A 20,456-nucleotide genomic window follows, 5' to 3' on the forward strand; every position below is an offset into this window, starting at 1 on the left:
AGTTACCCATCGATATTTGTGTCATGATTATTTTTTTGTACACCTAAAAGTTCATGTACAGTTTCTAATGGATTTTCATTTTTTATGACTTGGCTGAGCCATTCATGTAACGGCATCTGATTCCATTTAATGGTTTTTTGCAGCATATAGCTGACCGGGCTATGCGGCTCATTGGCTTGAAAATAATCAGCAATGTCTTGTAGAACTTGCATAGCTTGTTCACGATTTGCCACATGATTTTGAAGTTGGGGTTGAAATTTTTGTGGATGCCTTGTGGTTATTGTGGATGCAATTTCAATCGGTGAATGAATAGCTTCAGGCAAAATTTCTGTTCCAGATTCAAGATTTATTTTATTTATATCTTCTTGTTGCGAACCGAAGGCATCCGCTTTATATATTTTTTTTAGATTACTATGAATGGATTCCAGTTGAGAATCGATCAAGGCAAAACTTGGAGCATCTAGGCCCATTAAGCCATTCAGGACATCTTTTAAAATATTCCACTGTTTCAAAATTTCTAAATATGTTTGATAATTTTTATACTGAAAAGATTTAGAAGTATTAAAAAGTGCTTGTTGAAATTGTTCAAATGATGAGTTCAAGTTAACTTCATCATTATCTTCAGTATGTTTACGGCGTAAATTTTGTTGATGCAGTAAAGCCTCATAATCAATTAAACAATAAAAAGGTGATGCATTCACCACAGGGATATTTTTGATTGATACTGGCAGCTGATTAATCAGTCCTTGCAGTAAACCCAGACGTTGATCCAAATCATCATCTTCAATTTCTGGATGCAATAACATCCAGAAATCACTTAAGCTCCGTTGGGTTAACTCCAAACCTTTGGCTACACCTTCAAAGCCATATATATTTGACCATGCTTCAATCAACCAGCTATACAACCGAATATCCTTGGTTTTTTCAGTCAGCAATTCAGTGGCTTTGCTATTTACAAAGTTCCAATCGGCCTGTTTAGGCTCAGCAATCCAGTCACCCTGATCTAACAATGGATCATCCTGAGTTTTTGCTTTCTTAATGGCATGAAACTCATTGGAAAATGAACAATCCATCCCGCACGGGGCTTCAACTGAAATTGCTTTTAATAATGCTTCGAGTTCTAGACTCATGTCCTGCCTTTCTCTTTTTTTAATTTTTTTAAAATAAAGTTTTTTAAAATTATGCTTCTATAACTTTGGCTTTTTTCGTACGTTTTTTTGTTGTTTTAGCTACCGGGTCAAGTTGATAAACAATTTTGTCATCCAGAACATTAATAAATATTTGTTTAGGTAACTTCTGTTCTGCCAAGCAAACCAGAATCTCTGTGGCTAAAGCAGGCAATACCGATGCATTCAGGATGTTATCCACATTGCGTGCGCCACTATCGACTTCGGTGCAACGGCTAAGCAGTAATTCAATCAGATCTTCACTATAGGTAACTTTGGTGGTGTATTGTTGTTCTAAACGTGCAGTAATTTTGCCCAGTTTATGTGTGATGATGCGTAGCAGTAATTCATCATGTAAAGGAAAAAAAGGAACCACACGCATACGACCTAAAAATGCCGGTTTAAATCGTTGATATAAATTTGGCTTTAAATGAACGATTAATTCTTCTGCTGTTGGCCATTCTTTAACAGGCAAGTTTAAGCAGGCTTGCATAATGGCACTCGAGCCTGTATTGGAAGTTAAAAGAATCGTGGTATTTTTAAAGTCAATTAAACGGCCTTCGCCATCTTCAAGCATGCCCTTGTCGAAAACTTGATAAAATAATTCCTGAACATCGCTATGTGCTTTTTCAATTTCATCCAGCAAGACAACGCTATAAGGATTACGGCGTACCGCTTCAGTTAAAACGCCCCCTTGACCATATCCCACATATCCTGGGGGAGCACCTTTAAGCGATGAAACGGTATGTGCTTCTTGATATTCAGACATATTGATAGTAATCAAGTGAGACTCACCCCCATATAATTCGTGAGCAAGGGCTAAAGCTGTTTCAGTTTTACCTACACCACTTGGACCCACCAATAAAAATACACCTTGTGGTTTATTCGGGTCTTCGAGTTTTGCTTTTGAAGTTTTGATGCCCTGAACCAGTTGCTGTAATGCATAATCTTGTCCCATCACACGTTCAGCAAGTTTGTCTTCTAAAGTCAGAACCTGTTTAATTTCATCACTAACCATTTTCCCTACAGGAATGCCGGTCCAGTCTGAAATAATTTCATTAATCATTTGAGCATTTACACGTTCGAATACTAAAGGTGTTGAACCTTGTGTAGCGGTCAATTGCTGACGAAGGGCAGAAATCGTATGTTTATCTTGATCTGAATATTCAGCTAACTGATCTTTGTTTTCAAGTGCTTGAATATTTTGAACAATTTCAAGTTCAGATTGCCACTGTTGTTCAGTAGCGATAATTTCAGATTCAAGTACTTCAATTTTTTGACCCAATGCTTCTAAACGTTCATGATGAATCGGTAAATTTTTATGCTCGTTTTCCAGAATATCGCGTTCAAGATTTAAATTATGCAGTTGTGCTTGGAGTTGATCCAACTTTACCGGTTGAGCATTCTGCGTAAGTGCAACACGCGCAGCTGCTGTATCGAGTACGCTAATCGCTTTATCGGGAAGTTGACGACCACTCATATAACGATGAGAGGAGTGTACTGCTGCCACAATCGCCTCATCATCAATCTGCAAATTAAAATGCTTTGCCATCACCGGAATCATTGCGCGTAGCATATCTATTGCAACAGCTTCTGTTGGTTCTTCAATCTTAACCACTTGAAAACGACGGCTTAACGCAGCATCCTTTTCAAAATATTGCTTATATTCAGCCCAAGTGGTTGCCGCAATGGTACGTAATTCACCACGAGCCAAAGCCGGTTTGAGTAAATTAGCCGCATCATTCTGACCTGCCTGGCCACCCGCACCAATCAAGGTATGTGCTTCATCAATAAATAGGATAATGGGATGACTAGAATTTTGAACTTCCTGAATCACTTGTTTTAATCGGTTTTCAAATTCCCCTTTAACGCTGGCACCTGCTTGTAATAGCCCCATATCCAGAACATGCAAATGGACATTTTTTAAGGCATCTGGAACCTGATTGTTGGCTATTTTTAGAGCCAAACCTTCAACGACTGCGGTTTTTCCAACTCCGGGTTCGCCTGTTAAAATCGGATTGTTCTGACGACGGCGCATTAAAATATCAAGCATCAAGCGAATTTCAAATTCACGGCCAATCACCGGGTCAATTGCACCATTTTTTGCTTTTTCAGTTAAGTTAATGGTGTATTGCTCCAGAGCCGGTGTTTTTTTCGAGGTTTGTTCTAATTGCTCTAGATGTATTGTTGGATCTTGATAATGTTCATTTTGTTCAGATTCCTGTTCAATACTGTGTAAACATACCTCCAAAAACTTATGCTTCATTGTATCGATCGGGAACAATTCAAATAAACTCGAAGCACGGGTCGCAATTTGATAAAGATCGGATGCAGTCAATATTGCAACCAGTAAATGCCCACTTCGAATTAATGGTCTTTGTTCTGCCGAAGCCAATAACCAAGCTTGTTCTAATAGACGTACAATTGATTTTGCAAAAATAGGGGTTCGTGCATTGCCTTTAGGTAATTGTGAAATACTTTGTTTTAAGTCAGCAATTAAACCATCAGTTGAAATTTTGTACTTTTCTAATAACAGGTGTAAATCATTTTTTGCAGTATTCTGTAGAAGTTCTAAAAAGAAATGTTCAATTTCTATTTCATAATTTTGTTGAGAAATACAGGTGTTGGCCGATTTTTCCAGTGCTATACGGGCACAAGAAGATAATTTTGTGATCAAAATTTTTAAATTATTCATATGTTACTCAACATTCTAAAAGAACAATCAGTTTTTATTTTTATTTCAAGCCGAATGGGACGGATCTTATTATTTTTTAATTTTTATTAAAAACAATACCTTATATTTTTATCTGTTAAAGCATCTGGCACATTCTACACATTTCTTTCGAAATGTTAAAAATTATTTGATCAAAATTAGCTGCTTTTACATAAATACACAATAAATTATGACAAATAGTCTTGGTTACTGTTAATTTCCTGTTGACTTGAAGTGATTATTTTTTGTTAAATTCGCAACGTTGATTTGAAGTCATAAAAATTAAACTAAATTGAGAAAATCGCGGAACATGATTTAACTCAGATAAACAATAAAATTTAAAATTAGAATAATTAGAGGCATCTTTTGAATAAAAATATATTTTTTATCCCCTTGATTGTAATGATCTCGGTGAGTCAATTAACCCTTGCTAATGAAAAACCAGTCGAACTAAAAAAAGGATGTATAAAAGATTATCCTTTAGTTACTGGTGAAACTGACCGCGATTTACTCAATATTTATAGCCAGATATGCGATAAAAAGAATAAGAAAAATATCGCCTTGCAAAATGAATTATTAATTCAAGCTGCACAAAAATATCAGCAACTTGGGAAAAATCTGAAAGCATTGCAGTTGGTAGAGAATTTACATCAACAAAATATTCAACGTGCTGCTCTTACGGATGTTGCTTTTCTTGCAGGGGTCGGTATTGCCGAGAGTTCTTTGCAATATATGCGTTCCAATGAAGTGCGTTATTTAAGTGCGCAAACGACTTATCCTGCAGCTAAAAAATTATCGGATCATATTCAGGTCTCATTACCTGAACCGGATACGTCTGATGCTCAGGCCATCACGGATGCGTCAATTAAACAAAAAAAATTCTCAAAAAACACTTTCAATAAAAATGCTTCCTTGAACCGTTCGGCTTATAAAGCCACTCAGGTGAATCACCAAAAAAATAACAATGGACAACTCAAAATAGCTAAAGCATCTACACGAAACACCATAGCACAGGCCAAACCACAAAATGGCAATACGATAGCTTCTGGTTCAAGCCCATTTGCTTCATTTAATAAGAACTAAAATAGGAGAACATCCATGGCTAAACGTGAAAGTGTGCAAAAGAAATTACAACGAATTCGTCCGCCACGTGTACAACTGACTTACGATGTAGAAGTGGGTGATGGTAAAGAAGTAAAAGAATTACCTTTTGTAATTGGGGTATTAGGTGATTTTTCAGCGGCTTCAGAATTAGAAAAAACAAAGTTAAAAGATAAAAGATTTATCAATGTTGATTTGGACAACATTGATGAGGTGATGCAATCACTTGCGCCACGTGCAAATTTTCAGGTCGAAAACACTTTAACTAAAGAAGGCGGACGTATGGCAGTCGATTTAACTTTTAACTCAATGCAAGATTTCCGTCCGGAAAATGTAGTGCAGCAGGTTGATCCTTTACGTAAATTGGTTGAAGCACGCGAGCGTTTAACCGATTTACGTAACAAAATTTCGAATAATGAACGTCTTGAAGACTTACTTGATGAGGTTTTACAGAATACTGATCAAGTTCGCAGATTAAGCGCGGAGGCAGAACATGAATAATTCGCAAACTGCTCATGTGACCAATACCGATGTTGAAGAATTCACTTTGCTGGACTCTATTGTGGAGCAAAGCCGTATTGCCCGTAATGATGAAGAACATGACCGTGCAAAAAGATTGATTGGCGAATTAGTTAAAGAAGTTATGGCGGGAACTATTATCGTTTCTGAAAATATGACTTTGTCACTTGATAAGCGAATTGCAGAAATTGATGATTTGATTTCAAATCAGTTAAGCAAAATTATTCATCATGAACAATTTCAAAAAATTGAATCAACATGGCGTGGTTTATATTATTTTTGCCAGGAAACACCTTCACATTCTCTCATCAAAATTCGTATGCTTAATACGACTAAAAAAGAACTGACGAAAGATTTCCAGGGTGCGACAGATTTTGACCAAAGCACATTGTTTAAAAAAATCTATGAAGAAGAATATGGTTCTTTTGGTGGTGCGCCATATGCAACTTTAATTGGTGATTTTGAATTTGATCGCACGCCATCAGATATGTATTTGTTGGCGCAAATTTCTCATGTTGCAGCTGCTGCACATGCACCCTTTATTTCAGCAGCAAGTCCCAACATCCTTGGGCTTGAATCATTTACAGATATCGATCGACCACGTGATGTTTCTAAAATTTTTGAAACAGCTGAATATATTCAATGGCGTTCATTCCGTGAAAGTGATGATGCACGCTATGTCGCATTAACCATGCCACGCGTATTAGGTCGTCTGCCATATCATCCTAAAGAAGGTACTGTGACTGAAGGATTTAACTTCGTAGAAGAAGTGTCTGGTCAAAATCATGATGAATATTTGTGGATGAATGCGGCTTATGCATTTGCGACACGTTTAACCAATGCCTTTGATATGCATGGTTGGTGTGCAGCCATTCGTGGTGTTGAGGGTGGTGGCCTAGTTGAAGGTTTACCCGTACATACCTTTAAGACAAATGATGGTGAAGTGATTTTTAAATGTCCAACTGAAATTGCCATTACCGACCGTCGTGAAAAAGAACTCAGTGATTTAGGCTTTATTCCGCTGGTGCATTGTAAAAATACAGATTATGCCGCTTTCTTTGGTGCGCAATCGACTCAAAAACCGAAAAAATATGATAGCGATACAGCAAATGCCAATTCAGCTTTATCTAGCCAGATTCAATATATTATGGCGGTTTCTCGTATTGCCCATTATTTAAAAGCCATGATGCGTGACAAAGTGGGGAGTTTTGCCTCTGCTGGAAATGTTGAAGCATTTTTAAATGAATGGTTATCGCAATACGTTTTGTTAGACGATGGAGCCTCGCAAGAAGCGAAAGCACAATATCCGCTTCGTGAAGCTTCAGTAAAAGTTGTAGAGAATCCAGCTCAACCTGGACACTACAAGTCTGTGGTCTTTTTAAGACCGCATTTTCAATTGGATGAGTTATCAGTTTCTTTACGACTCGTTACTGAGTTACCTCAGTCCTCTCATTAATCAGAGCGCAATTTATAATAACTTAAAATAAAAATAGGAAAACTTATAAAAATGAAAGATATATACGTACAATTCCGAGGAAAATATAAAGTTGACGGCGAATCTCGTGACTCAGAGCATAAAGATTGGCTTGAGGTGAACTCTTGGGCACACAATATCCGCCAACCAAAATCTGCAACATCTTCAAGTGTGGGTGGACATACTGCTGAACGTGTTGAACATTCAGATATGCTGTTTATTAAAGATCTGGATGCAACAAGTCCAAAACTTTGGGAAGCTTGTTCAGCTGGCCATACCTTTGATGAAATTCAAATCGATTTTTACCGTGCCAATGGTGATAAACGTATTAAATATCTTCAAATTAAGTTGAAACATGTTCTGGTATCTAGCGTAACGCCACACGTAAATGAAGAAGGTGTACCTACTGAATCATTCGGTTTGAAATATGCGGCGGTAGAGTGGACCTATAATCAACAAGATATTAACGGCACACAAAAAGGTGCTGTAACCAAAAAATGGTCACTATCAAATAATACAGCATCTTACGCTGCTTAATTTGGTGATCAGAATAGTGGCTAACCTATGTTGGCCTCTATTTCTTCATCAATTACATGAATAAATAAGAAAAACATGAATCTAGATCAACTCTATCCATATGGTTTTAGAACAACTTTATTTAACCGTTTATTGCCTGAAACAGAGAAAAACTATCAGGGAATATCGCTTCAACAACTGCGGGAATCTGTTGCCTCGGATTTAGAGGATTTGCTAAATAGCCGTATGGCAAAATTGGATGACTTAATTGATGATTTCCCTTTAGCAAAACAATCTATTTTACAATTTGGAATTATTGATTTTGTTGGGTTATCCACCGCGAATCCAACTGATCGGGACAAAATCTGTCAATCCATTGAACAGTCAATCGCTGCACATGAACCGAGGTTAAGACAAATTAAAGTCGAGATGTTACTCGATGGTCATAATATGGGAGCGCTATGTTTAAGCATTCAAGCCTACTTAAACATTTATCCTCTATTTGAACCGGTTATTTTTGATGCTTTATTAAAACCAATAACACAACAATATGTTATTTCCGCACGATCTTAAGTGGGTTTTCTGTGATTGAAGAACTATTACCGTATTATGAAAAGCAATTACAAGAATTTGGGCAACAATCGCGTGAATTTGCGCAAAAATATCCAAAAATTGCTCAGCGTTTATCGCTCAACCAGGAACAAATTGATGATCCGCATATTGAGCGTTTGATTCAGGCTTTTTCACTGGTGGCTGCGCGTATTGATAAAAAGCTGGCGGACAGTTATGACGTTTTTACCCGCTCCTTATTCGAGGTGATGTTTCCTCAATACCTTAAACCTTTCCCTGCATGTTCAGTAGTGAGTTTTGAGGATATCCACAAGATTAAACAACTGACTGCAGTACATGAAATTCCTAAATCAACCGCATTAAAGTCACGTAGTTTTAAAGGGGTACAGTGTGAATTTACGACGACGAGACCAGTTAGATTACTGCCTATTTTATTGAATCAACTAAATTTTAAGACCAATCCAAGCGCATATATGCATTTAAATCAAAATGCGACCTTGAGTTTTAGTTTTGAAATTTTCAATCAAAGCATAAAACAGTTAATTCATGAAAAATTGCCGATTTACCTGGATGCAATTTCCAATTTCCCATTACAGGTTTTAGATAATGTATTTAATAAAAGTACTGGATTTTCATTAAAAGTAGGAAATGATTTTATTGAAATCACCAATCCATTTGAAGTGGTGGGTTTTGATGAAACAGAAAGTTTATTACCGATCGATCAGCATACTCATCACGCTTACCGTTTGTTAATGGAATATTTTTGCTTTCCTGAAAAATTTAATTATCTAAATCTCAATTTAAATTTTTTAAAGCATTTACCAATCGAGCAAAACGAATTTGAAGTGCTGATTCATTTAAAGTTAAATCTGAATGATCAGGCATGTATTCAAAATTATGCTGAATTAAATGTTGCTAACTTTAAATTGTTCTCGACACCAGTTGTGAATCTATTTAATAAGCAAGCAGAACCCCAGAAAATCAATCATAAACAACTGGAATATTCCTTGGTGACAGATGCTCATCATCCCGAATTTTATCAAGTTTATTCAATTCTTGAGATGAATATGATTCGGGAGAAAAGTAATCAAGATCAGAGAACTTTTCCTGTTTTGCCATTTTTTGCGATGAGCCATTATCATCAGAATGACGTTCAATTTTTCTATAGTGTCAATCCAACGCAATTACAAAATAAATTTGTTGGAACAGGCTACTCTATTATTTCAAAACACTTATCGCCACAGAGTACCAAGTCTGATTTTATCAGTACCAGGTTATTGTGTTGCAATCGAGATTTGCCGCATGAGGCTTTAAGTCAGGCCAATAATATCCTGAATTTGAATGATAGTAACTTGGCACGGCGCGCACTTGTATTAAAGCGACCCAATAAGCCCTATTATTTTGAGCAAAATAAGAAAGAACAATGGCGTATTATTTCGCATCTGTCTTTGAATACCTTGTCCTTAATGAAAGACAATGCGGTCAGCCATATTAAAGAACTTTTAGAACTCTATAATTTATCTAAATCAAAAGAAAATCATCTCATTATCGATTCGATTAAAAATATCCATTTTTCTTTGACCCAGAAACTGGTTGAGGCGAAACCTTTTCCATTATTTGTACGAGGCGTTAAAGTTAATTTAAGCCTTGATGCACAAGTTTTTAGAGGGCATAGCCTATATATATTTACTCAGCTTTTAAGTCATATTTTTAATTTAAAAGTTCAGATGAATAGTTATGTAGATGTCATTGTCAGTGATTCAAATAGTCAACAGGAGTTATACCAATGCGTGCAGAACGTTGGTGGCAAGAAGCTTCTGTAATAGATGATCTAATCACCATACCTACGGCTTATGAGTTTATTCAGGCAACTCGTTTGTTGCGGCACGTGCCGGATTCATTCAGAGCTGGGTATTGGGCGAATAACTTTAAATTTCACAGTTCTTTAAATCTTAATTTTCCGGTATCTGAGATTGAAACATTAAAACTGGATAATGAACACATACATATTACCAATCTAATGGTCGGTTTAACCGGTATGCAAGGGGCTTTACCTTATACCTATAGTCATAAAATTAAACACAGTAGTCGGCAGCAGAAAGTAGAATCCATTAACTTTCTGGGATTGTTCAATCATAAGCTCACTGCACAATATGTAGATGCAAGCTTAACTTATCATTTGCCAGTACGTTATGAAATAGAAAAAGAAAATGATTATCTTGATATTCTGCATGCTTTAAATGGTTATGTCAGTTCGCAACAAGATCAATGTGAATTAGATGACTATTTCGCTGAATTTTCAGGTTTAATGCAGGGGCAGAATAATACGGCTTATGCTTTAAGCACCATACTAAACTGTATTTTTAAAACTGATTTTCAAATCAAAGAGTTTATTAAAGAAAAATTCAAATTAGACGATGCACAAAAAATAACTTTGGGCGGCTTAAGCACAAGTTTATTGGGTGTGAATACCTTCTGTGGTGAAAGTATTCGACAAATCGACGGAAAAATAGAAATCCAGATTGGTCCATTGTCCCGAACAGATTACCTCAGCTTTTTACCCCAGCAGAAAATGAGTGAAAAACTTAAAAAAATCCTCACCACCTGGTGTAGTCCAACCCTCATGGTGGATTTACGTTTGATATTAAAAAAAGAAGAACTACAGCCTCTTTGTCTAAATTCCAACTTACAACTTGGCTTGGCGCAGGGGGCTTTTTTAATGCCTAAACCTGCTGAACATAATTCAGAAACCTGTTATGCATTATTGGGGGATATTTAGTGATTAAACTCGTTTTAGCAACGTTTAGCAGTATATTTCTAGTGGTCAGCATAGCGATTATTTATTATTGGCGTGATGTGCAATATGATCCATCTAGCATGAATTTATTGTCCTATTTTATTGTTTTACCATTAGTTTTATCTTTAATTCTGCTTGCACCCTATTTAATTTATAAAGCTTACCATGCATATAAAAAGCGTAAACAGCAGCAAAAAATAGCCTTATTGGAACCACAGTCGAATAAAAAAACATCAGAAATTAATGAACAAGTTGAAGATGTTGAATGGCTGAATTTAAATATCTTCTCATCATCTGTATTCAATGCATTCGGTGAAAATAAGAGCATTATTAATGCATTAAAAAACTTTAAAAGTCCTGAGTTGGATCGGCACTTAACCAATGCTTATGGCTTACCTGTGTTGTCATACAGAATTACAGCATTGGATAATGTATTGGAACAACAGAACGATGACGACGATATAGAAGAGAAGCAGGGGCGTTTGCAACGAATCCAAACCTTGATTCAACACCAGTTAGAGCAGCAAAGTGAAATTCTATTGCAGGTGGCTCAACATTTAAAACAGTCTGCATTCTTTTATGATAGTGAACTGGCATACCAATATCGCATGCATCCTGCATGGATCGACCCCGACTATCAAGCACAGCATGAAGATGATCAAGACGTTCAGGTTGAACAAGTGCCGCGTCTAAATCGATTGAATATTCATATTTTATTAGCAGACAACTTATTGCATGTTTGGGATGAAAATTCAAACAATGAAATGCTGCTTAATTTTGTAGAATCTCTGGGTATTATTCCGCAGCAAATATATATCGAACATCATTTTATCAATTCGCAAAGTTCATATAAGGACTGGCTGAATTTATTAGGTCAAATATCAACACAATTACATGAAGTGTCATTGGTGATCAATGTGGATTCTGAAATTGATCAAGAGTTGCTGGAGGAAAAAATGTGGCTGTCGGATCATTATTTGGCAGCAGAATTTGCATCCAGTTGGTGCGTAGCTGCTCGGGACGTAAAGATTGACCATGCAGAAGCCATCAAGTCACTTAAAATTGCTTTCAATGTCCATGATCTAGCAACATGTCTAAATCAGGCCGTACCTCGTCATACGAAATACACCCAGCAGGAACAACCTTTTGTACTGGTTTTAGATGATGCAACTGATATCACGGTGATTAAAAAAATAAATCAGATATTTACCCCAGCTTTAATAGAAAATCATCATTTTGTATACATAAAACAAATGTTTGGGAATACACAATCACTCGCAAAAATTTTTGGCTTTATGTTAGGCATGCATATGCCAGAGGCAGGTATGGCAATGATATACAGTACAGATCAAGTTTCAACCCATGCTTTTTTTCAAGCGGTTACTGAATCAAATCAATTTGAAGAACAAGTCATTTAAATACTAATAAAAATTAAGAAAATAACGGGAATCGCATGTTTTATATCATTTTAGGTTATGTCTGGCAGTATCTAACTCATCCTAAAGCCATCATTGCATTATCTTTTTTAGTGGCATTGGTTTCTTCATATAATGTCATTCCCCAAAATATTTTTTGGGCATTAGTCACAGCTTATATTTTGACACTTATCGGCTATGGCATATATTGGCTGATTCAAAAATATCGTCATGCTCGACAAGGGCAGGTCCTTGCTGAGGCCATTCAAAACGATACCCAGGCTGAATATGGCAAACAGAAAGATAAAGATGAATTACAGCTGATCAATCAGCAAATGAAGGAATCGATCCAGTTGATTCGTAAGTCAAAACTGGGAGATAAAAAGGGCAATGCTGCCTTATATGAATTACCTTGGTATATGCTGATTGGTAATCCGGCAGCAGGCAAAAGTTCGGCTATTTATCATTCAGGGCTGAAGTTTCCCTTTGAAGCATCCCATCAAAAAATGCTTTCTTCAAGCTTAAGTGGGACGAGAAACTGCGACTGGTTTTTCTCGACCGAAGGGGTGTTGCTCGATACTGCCGGACGTTATTCGGTTTATGCTGAAGATCATTCTGAATGGTTAGGTTTTTTAGGTTTATTAAAGAAAAGCCGTTCTAAAGCACCAATTAACGGTTTAATTGTAATTGTTAGTATTGCCGAGCTAGTAAGTCAAAGTCCTGAAAAATCAATCAAACTGGCGAAAAATTTAAGGGCGCGGATTCAAGACTTAACCGAACGTTTAGAGATTTTTGCACCGGTCTATCTGGTTTTTTCCAAAATGGATTTGATTGCAGGATTTACTGAGTTTTTTGAATGTTATGAAGTCAATGAATCTGATCAGGTGTGGGGTGCGACCCTAAAGTATGATCCGAATTCTGCCAATCATGCCGTTGAACTTTTTGAGCAACATTATTCTGTTTTATATGAGGGTTTAAAAGGGCTAAGCATTACGCATCTCAGTCGTCGTCATTCGCAAAATATCTCACCGAGTGTAATGACATTTCCTTTGGAGTTTAAGAGCCTAAAACCAGTCCTAAAAACCTTTATTGGGACTTTATTTGAAGAAAATCCGTATCAATTTAAACCGGTGTTCCGTGGCTTCTATTTCACCAGTGCCTTACAGGGAGGCATGATCGAAAGTCCAATGACAGAACAACTTGCACAGGATTTTAATTTATTTAAAAGCCAAAATAATGAAAGTGGCATACAGACCAATTCGATTTCCCAAAATCATGGTTACTTCCTGAAAAGCTTATTTTCAGATGTGATTTTAAAAGACAAAAATCTGGTTAAACAGCATATTAATCCGGGACGTAGGAAACATCGTCATCTTGCTTTTATTGCGGCTTTGTTAGGTGTGTCGATTATTTTAAGTTTATGGGTATGGTCATATCGTAATAATCAACAATTGATTGCTGATGTTCAGGCTGATCTGGACAAGGTTGTGCAAATTGAAAAACAGTCAGGACAAGAACTGTCCACCCAATTAAACGCCTTGTTGATTTTACAAGAGCGTATGCAACAACTCGATCAGTTTGAGCAAGATCAGCCTATTCAATTGGGTTTTGGTTTGTATCAAGGCAATGAATTGCGTGACAAGTTAAAAGTGGAATATTTAAAAGGCGTGAAGCAAATTGTTTTACAGCCGACACAGCAAAATATTGTTCAGTATTTGCAACGGGTAAAAAGCAATGAAACCACCTTAAAAGCCAATCATATCAATGTAGAAGTAAAACAGGTTGCTAAAAATCAACAATATTTAGAGCCGTCTGAAACCAATCCTCAAGATGCTTATAACGCATTAAAGGCTTATTTAATGATGAGCAACGCACAGTATATGGATGCAAGTCATTTAAGTGATCAAGTGACACGCTTCTGGCGCTCCTGGCTGGATTCAAATCGAGGACAAATGCCACGTGGTGAAATGATCCAGAAAGCGGAGCAAATTTTATCCTATAGTATGACCCTAACCAATGAGCAGAAATTTCCTATTCTTGAATCGGATACTTTGCTGGTAGATCAAACGCGTCAGGTGTTATTATCCGTGATTCGTGGCATGCCTGCACGTGACCGTGTCTATAATGAAATAAAAATGCGTGCAGCAGTTCGTTATCCAGCAGTCACTATGAAGCAGTTAGTCGGGGAGAATAACCAAAATACAGTACTGGGCAGTTATGCCTTACCGGGCATTTTTACCTATAAAGCATGGTCTGATTATGTAGAAAAAGCCATTGATGAAGCAGCGAACCGTCCAACGGATAGTAAGGATTGGGTGTTAAACAGCACACAATCCGATGACCTGACTTTTAGTGGAAGTCCCGACCAGATTCGCAAGCAGTTAACTGCATTGTATAAACAGGAATATATCGCTGAATGGCGTAAATTCTTGAATGGCATTTACTACGCAAAAACCAATAATTTTAAACAACAGGCAAAAAATATAGAAATATTAGGTGAACCAGAAAATTCACCAATTCGTTTTATGATCACTCATATTACGAGAGAAACCAGTTGGGATAATCCAGTCGTTCAAGCAGAACTTGCTGCACCACAAACAGGTTTCATGGCATGGTTTAAAGCTAAAGTTTTAAGTAATAATAAAGCTAAAATTGCACAACAATTATCGAATCAGGCACAGGGCGTGATTTCTAAAGAATTCCAGATGTTTTACCAAATGCTGCGTAAGCGTGATGATCAGCAGAACAAATCTTTATTAGATGAATATATGCAATCACTTGCCCAAGTACGGAGCAAGTTTAACGATCTGAAAAGCGCAGGGGATATTGGTCCTTCAGCCATGAATTTAGTCAAACAAACCATTAGTGATCAAAATTCAGTCTTTAATAGTACCCAAAAAATTATTGACGAAAAAATGTCCGTTGGTCTAAATGAATTGGATCAACAGGTTTTACAAAAAATATTGATGAGTCCGTTAACACAGTCATTTGATAGTTTATTGATTCCTGCTCAGGATGAGATTAATAAATTGTGGATGCTACAAGCCAATCAGCCCTTTACAGCAAATTTAAGCCAGAAATATCCATTTAATTCTTCTGCTAGCTTACAAGCAACCAGTCATGAAATTAATCAAATTTTGGGTGAAACTGGCAGCATTGCACGCTTTGTGAAAGACAATCTTGACCCATTGGTGATTCGTCGTGGCTATACCTTGACCTCTAAAACATGGAAAGATTTAGGGTTGAGTCTGAATCCTCAATTTGTCATGAATTTTCAGAGTTATGTAGCACCAAGTCATGGTATGGCAACAGGAGAATTGAATCAGACCACAGCACCTGCGGCGATTAATCAATCTAATTTCCAGTTTTATCCATTGGAAAATACCCAGCTATTTTCTTATACCATTGATATTGATGGACAAAGAATGGTCTATGAAAATGGTATTCAACAATGGGTGAATTTTGTCTGGCCAAACCCGGGATCTATTCCAGGTGCGCGTATTACAGCCGTAGATTTGGAAGGGCAGACCCATACGATTTTTGATGAACCGGGTGAATATGGTATTAATCGCTTAATTGATAGTGCGCAACGTACCCAACGCGATGGTAGCTTTGAATTGATTTGGAAAGATCAAAAAAATCCGAACTTGGCTGTGAAAGTGAATTTTCGTTTGATTAGTGGCAATTCAGGACAGATTGGTTCAAGCCGTGGCTATGCTGGCATGCGATTGGTTAATCACGTGGTAAATAATAAATCCATACGTGTTGTCGCTGCGCAAGCAGCACCGACATCTGTAACGGCAGTTAAAGCCAATGCAACGTCGTTATTAACGGATCTTCATGGAGCAACACCATGAAGGATAAAAGATTAGTCATCAAAATAATAAAAAAAGCAGGAGTTTTTTGATGCATGAAATAAAAACGTTACTACTTTATTATGGTAAATGTCCTGCACGTGACGATTTCCTAGAAAACCGTGGTCAGTCTGCTCTAATTCAGATGATAAATCAAATAGTTACTGAAGAACTTGAGTCAATGACTTATTCATTTTCACAGTTAATCAGAATAATTGCTTAATTGTTATTTTTGAGCTTAAGCCAAGCTATAAAATTATTTAAACAAACATTTATTAATGAATAAAAATTATGAAAAAACAAATAATTAAAATCATTTTTTATATTGCTTTCTTTATGCCTAGTGTCTCAGTTAATGCTTATGCAGAACCGATTATAGTTGAAGGTGCTGTACCCAATGAAGCGAGTAAACAAGCGATTTTGAATAAAATTTTTGCTGTTTACGGTGCAGATCAAGTGGTTGATAAAATTCAGGTTCGTACTGTATCTGCACCAAATGGTTGGAGTGATTCTGTTGCAAAAGTCATTACGGAAGACTTAAAAAAAGTTAAACAAGGGAAATTGTCTGTACGTAGTACGCAGGTTGAATTAACTGGAAAAATATCAAATCAAAATGATATTCAGCCCATCACATCAAATTTTCAGAGTTTGGTTGAAACACCATATCGTTTAAATGCTAAATTAACAGTGAATCAGGCAGAACAGAAAATTATTGATGAGGCTTTAAAAAACCGAATTATTGAGTTTGAATCTGGAAGTGCAATATTGGCTGAATCAGGCGCCAAAATTTTGGATGAGATGGCAGTTGCATTAAATAAGGTTGCTGGAAAGAAAGTAAAAGTTATTGGTCATACGGATAGTTCAGGTGATCCAGCTAAAAATTTAACTTTAAGCCAGGATCGTGCAAATGCTATTAAAAATTATTTAATTGGAAAGGATATTTCAGCAGATCGTTTAAGTGTTGACGGTTTAGGTTCAAATAAGCCGGTTGCAGATAATACAACACCCGAAGGTCGCAAGAAGAACCGTCGGATTGAGTTTGAAGTTCTGTAAGATATTTATAAGGAGCTACTAGTATGTGGCTTTTTATAAATATCTTGAATTTCGTATAATGTATATTATGTTAAATTGAGTACATGATACTTTTAGTTCATCAACTCTATTCCTAAACTAAAAAACAATTACTTAATAACGCTTTTCAAATAGACTAAGATCAATTATGTTTATATCTTAAATAATTCATAAAGTTCTTAAAAAATATATGTTCTTTATAAAAACAATTCGACTTTCAAAAAAATATTCAAATGAAAATAAAATCATTTTATTATTTGATGCAACAATATCTGCTCCTTGCCTCTATCCTCTATTGTATTGCATGGGAAGTCTTCGATTTCAAAGTATAGCTACTCAACAATCAGATTTACTCGCAATTAAAACTTGGTATGATTTTTGGTTTAAAAAATATAAAACTATTTTCTGTGAATCATTTATCACATCAGGATATGATCCAGAAATATATTTGAGTGAAATCGATAACTTTATTGTTTTTCTAGAAAATAATAAAAAACTTGAGAATAACTTAATACGTATTAGAGCAAATTCTGATATTAATTATATGACTATTACGCAACGTATACGATCGTTGTTTAAATACTTTAACTACTTATTGGATGAATATTGGAATGTTTGGAATCAAGATCTTACATTAAAAGAAATAACAAATCGTAGAAAAAAATCGATATTTTCTTGATGAATAAAAAAAAGGTTTTTAATAAATTTTCTAAACGTAGCTTCACAGTTAAAAGTAGAATTAATTATCATTTTAAAAGCTTAGACAATGAAATGACTTGTAGACTTTATGAAATTATTCGTCCCAACAAGAAAGCTAATATTAATGTAAACAATCCTTTCATCACACAAAAACATCAACTTCGTAATTTCTTGATCGTACACTTAATGATAAACTATGGTTTACGAGTTGGTGAATTGATGCTTTTAACAACTAAATCAATAAAAAAATCAATTAATTCTGATGTTTATAATCTTATAATTACCAATACTGAAGATGAATATGATATTAGGAGTAGAAAACCAAGTATAAAGAATGAGCTCTCTTATAGGGTGATCAAATTAAGTAATTTCGACTACGAATTTATTAATGTATACATTGAAAAAATAAGAAATATAACACAATCAGACATATTATTTACTTCTTTAAAGCCACCCTACTCTGCACTAAGTTATTCATCTATAAATGCAATTTTTAACAAAATAGATATAAAATTTAGAGGTCTCTATCCTATATATTTTGATGATACAAATATTGACTCAATTCATAAAATAACACCTCATGTGTGTCGACACACATGGGCATATATCACATTAGCATTTGCTATAAAAAAATATAAGAACGAAAATCGTTACCAACAATCCATCAGTAATGATGAAATTATGCAAAAAGCACAAGAGGATTTACGCGTCTTAGGTGGTTGGAGTCCTAATAGTATAATGCCTAGCTACTATGCAAAACGTTTTATTTTAAATAGAGCTAATCTATTGAATTTACAACGTATATTAGATGAAAAATGGGAAATCTAACATGTCTAAACTTGATCAATTTTCAGGACATAGAGCAGATTTGGAATCGTTTTTTGATTCCCAACAAATAACTGCACTTCAGAATATTAACGAAAAACTTCCAAAAATTGTAAAGTTTTTAATTGCTGAAAAATTTGATGATAAATTTTTAGTATCAACAAGTAATATATGGAATTTTTTTTATTCAGGTAATAGAGAAAAAATAAATTTTTCAAAATTTTCTCAAAATGAAACTATTTTGTTGAAATTTTTTCTTATTGTGTTTAGCCAAAGGAATACCCCCCTCTTCATTAGGTCAAAAGTTATATTCATTTACAATTTTATTAAATTACCTGAAAAAAAATAACCTAAATTTTAGTTACGAAAATCTGAAATGTTTTTTGATAAATATTGCGCCCATTGAAGAAAAATCACTGGTTTATTCACATATAAAGTTTTTACTTCGTTTATTAATCGTTGAGGATTTTCCAAAGTTTGATATAAGTAATGATTATGAATTAGAGTTCATTCCACGACCTAAGTCATTTAATTCAAAATTATTTTACCAGCAATATGAAAATCCTATTGATTATCCTCTTATTTCTATAATTCAAAAAGGATTTATTAAGGTAAACAAGGATATAAATGATTCTGAAAATACTATAGATGATCAAACACTTCTTTATACTTCAATATTAGGATTAACTTACACAACAGGTCTTCGACCAGTACAATTAGCTAAGTTATCTGTAAATGATATAAAATTAGATACTACTAGGAGCATAGATCAATTTAATCGTTATAGTATTTTAATTCCATACGCAAAACAAATACGTTACGTATATGAAAGGATAGCTGTCAAATTACCAGAAGAAATCGCTCAAATTATCATTGCCTATATTAAAAGATTCAATTTAAATCCTAATGATAAATTATTCGATATGGGAGAAAACTCATCACGCTTTTGTTCAATTGCTATAAATACTCAATTATTAGATTTTTCTCCTAAATTATATCGAGAAGCTGTTCTTGCAGGAGAACTTTTACAGCAAAAATATTCATTTTCGGATTTTAGACATCATGTTGGATATAGTTTAGCAATGGCAGGAGCATCTGCAGAAGAAATATCCTATATTCTTGGACATTCTGTATTAGTTACTGCTAGACACTATATATTCTCCACACCTGAACTAGCACAAATTAGAGCTAACGCACTTGGGCGTAACTTTCTATATAAACATATGATTGCTATGTTGCTTACAGGGCGTTTAATTTATAAAAATGAATGGAAACAAAAAAAAGTTTTAGGAAATATTGGGTCTAACATTCATTATGATATTGGAGGATGTGCTTATCCAGATAAATGTCTTTTTCAACCAGTGCGAAATTGTTATGGTTGTATGTATTTTCACCCTTTTATTGATGCGAATCATACGGCAGTACTACAAAGTATTCAGAATGAAATCGATGATTTAATAAAATTATCTGATAGCATCGGTATTGCCAGAAATCCTTTAATTAGAATTCATGAATCTACAAAGTTTGAAATCGAGTCTGTAATTGCTCGTTGTAAAATTTACAAGGATTAAACTTCATGAAAGTTGAACAGTTGAATAGCCACCGATTTTGTAGACACTCTTTAGTTAGATAATGGACTGCCACCACTCTCCTAGACAAATTTCGTCTATTCTTTTTGCATAGGAGAGAACATTATGAGTGGACAACGATACACCCCAGAATTTAAAGATGAAGCT

General features: G+C 35.3%; 11 protein-coding genes and 4 pseudogenes. 13 read left to right on the plus strand and 2 right to left on the minus strand.

All coding sequences use genetic code 11. From position 1 onward, the window contains the following. Window positions 1–2: 2 nt before the first annotated feature. Together tssA and tssH are read right to left on the minus strand one after the other, a co-directional pair. On the minus strand, window positions 3–1,130 hold the full coding sequence (gene tssA / locus ACU0NF_RS01180; protein WP_445659865.1) for a type VI secretion system protein TssA: 1,128 nt from the start codon (window positions 1,128–1,130) through the stop codon (window positions 3–5). A gap of 49 nt (window positions 1,131–1,179) precedes the next feature. Beyond that, window positions 1,180–3,861, minus strand: a complete 2,682-nt coding sequence (gene tssH, locus ACU0NF_RS01185; RefSeq protein ID WP_445659866.1) for a type VI secretion system ATPase TssH — start codon at window positions 3,859–3,861, stop codon at window positions 1,180–1,182. A gap of 384 nt (window positions 3,862–4,245) precedes the next feature. Here tssH and ACU0NF_RS01190 point away from each other — a divergent pair, with 384 nt between their 5' ends. The 13 genes and pseudogenes from ACU0NF_RS01190 to ACU0NF_RS01250 all read left to right on the plus strand — a co-directional run bounded on the left by ACU0NF_RS01190 (window position 4,246) and on the right by ACU0NF_RS01250 (window position 20,291). After that, a complete protein-coding gene (locus ACU0NF_RS01190; protein ID WP_445659867.1) occupies window positions 4,246–4,962 on the plus strand; it encodes a hypothetical protein in 717 nt (238 codons plus the stop codon). 15 nt (window positions 4,963–4,977) lie between these two features. Then, window positions 4,978–5,481 carry a type VI secretion system contractile sheath small subunit gene (gene tssB / locus ACU0NF_RS01195; RefSeq protein WP_445659868.1) on the plus strand — a complete coding sequence of 168 codons (504 nt, stop codon included), beginning with the start codon at window positions 4,978–4,980 and terminating at the stop codon, window positions 5,479–5,481. Beyond that, on the plus strand, window positions 5,474–6,955 hold the full coding sequence (gene tssC / locus ACU0NF_RS01200; protein ID WP_445659869.1) for a type VI secretion system contractile sheath large subunit: 1,482 nt from the start codon (window positions 5,474–5,476) through the stop codon (window positions 6,953–6,955). The genes tssB and tssC overlap by 8 nt, the downstream gene beginning before the upstream one ends. Window positions 6,956–7,006: 51 nt before the next feature. Next, entirely contained in the window at window positions 7,007–7,510 is a 504-nt protein-coding gene (locus tag ACU0NF_RS01205) for an Hcp family type VI secretion system effector (RefSeq protein WP_171538767.1), read from the plus strand. Window positions 7,511–7,585: 75 nt separating this feature from the next. Further along, a complete protein-coding gene (gene tssE / locus ACU0NF_RS01210; RefSeq protein WP_445659870.1) occupies window positions 7,586–8,062 on the plus strand; it encodes a type VI secretion system baseplate subunit TssE in 477 nt (158 codons plus the stop codon). Window positions 8,063–8,073: 11 nt separating this feature from the next. Beyond that, window positions 8,074–9,882, plus strand: coding sequence for a type VI secretion system baseplate subunit TssF (tssF, locus tag ACU0NF_RS01215; protein WP_445659871.1), 1,809 nt, complete (start codon window positions 8,074–8,076; stop codon window positions 9,880–9,882). Beyond that, the gene (gene tssG, locus ACU0NF_RS01220) at window positions 9,846–10,838 is read left to right on the plus strand and encodes a type VI secretion system baseplate subunit TssG (protein WP_445659872.1); all 993 of its coding nucleotides are present in this window, start codon (window positions 9,846–9,848) and stop codon (window positions 10,836–10,838) included. The genes tssF and tssG overlap by 37 nt, the downstream gene beginning before the upstream one ends. Beyond that, on the plus strand, window positions 10,838–12,274 hold the full coding sequence (locus ACU0NF_RS01225; protein WP_445659873.1) for a hypothetical protein: 1,437 nt from the start codon (window positions 10,838–10,840) through the stop codon (window positions 12,272–12,274). The genes tssG and ACU0NF_RS01225 overlap by 1 nt, the downstream gene beginning before the upstream one ends. Before the next feature lie 35 nt (window positions 12,275–12,309). Beyond that, the gene (gene tssM / locus ACU0NF_RS01230; RefSeq protein ID WP_445659874.1) at window positions 12,310–16,128 is read left to right on the plus strand and encodes a type VI secretion system membrane subunit TssM; all 3,819 of its coding nucleotides are present in this window, start codon (window positions 12,310–12,312) and stop codon (window positions 16,126–16,128) included. A 49-nt stretch (window positions 16,129–16,177) separates the two neighbouring features. After that, window positions 16,178–16,303, plus strand: a pseudogene (locus ACU0NF_RS01235) (type VI secretion system-associated protein TagF); the annotation flags it as partial. Between the two features lie 179 nt (window positions 16,304–16,482). Then, window positions 16,483–17,178: pseudogene (locus ACU0NF_RS01240) on the plus strand (OmpA family protein); the annotation flags it as partial. Between the two features lie 208 nt (window positions 17,179–17,386). Continuing rightward, window positions 17,387–18,723, plus strand: a pseudogene (locus tag ACU0NF_RS01245) (site-specific integrase). A 1-nt stretch (window position 18,724) separates the two neighbouring features. Beyond that, window positions 18,725–20,291, plus strand: a pseudogene (locus ACU0NF_RS01250) (tyrosine-type recombinase/integrase). Window positions 20,292–20,456: the final 165 nt, after the last annotated feature.

Source organism: Acinetobacter sp. F16 (assembly GCF_052712855.1).

What these genes read in the sequence shown, in the direction of transcription:
- tssB (WP_445659868.1), top strand. Translation starts at nt 4,978, where the DNA reads ATGGCTAAACGTGAAAGTGTGCAAAAGAAATTACAACGAATTCGTCCG.
- tssG (WP_445659872.1), top strand. Translation starts at nt 9,846, where the DNA reads ATGCGTGCAGAACGTTGGTGGCAAGAAGCTTCTGTAATAGATGATCTA.
- tssE (WP_445659870.1), top strand. Translation starts at nt 7,586, where the DNA reads ATGAATCTAGATCAACTCTATCCATATGGTTTTAGAACAACTTTATTT.
- ACU0NF_RS01205 (WP_171538767.1), top strand. Translation starts at nt 7,007, where the DNA reads ATGAAAGATATATACGTACAATTCCGAGGAAAATATAAAGTTGACGGC.
- tssM (WP_445659874.1), top strand. Translation starts at nt 12,310, where the DNA reads ATGTTTTATATCATTTTAGGTTATGTCTGGCAGTATCTAACTCATCCT.
- tssH (WP_445659866.1), bottom strand. Translation starts at nt 3,861, where the DNA reads ATGAATAATTTAAAAATTTTGATCACAAAATTATCTTCTTGTGCCCGT.
- tssA (WP_445659865.1), bottom strand. Translation starts at nt 1,130, where the DNA reads ATGAGTCTAGAACTCGAAGCATTATTAAAAGCAATTTCAGTTGAAGCC.
- tssC (WP_445659869.1), top strand. Translation starts at nt 5,474, where the DNA reads ATGAATAATTCGCAAACTGCTCATGTGACCAATACCGATGTTGAAGAA.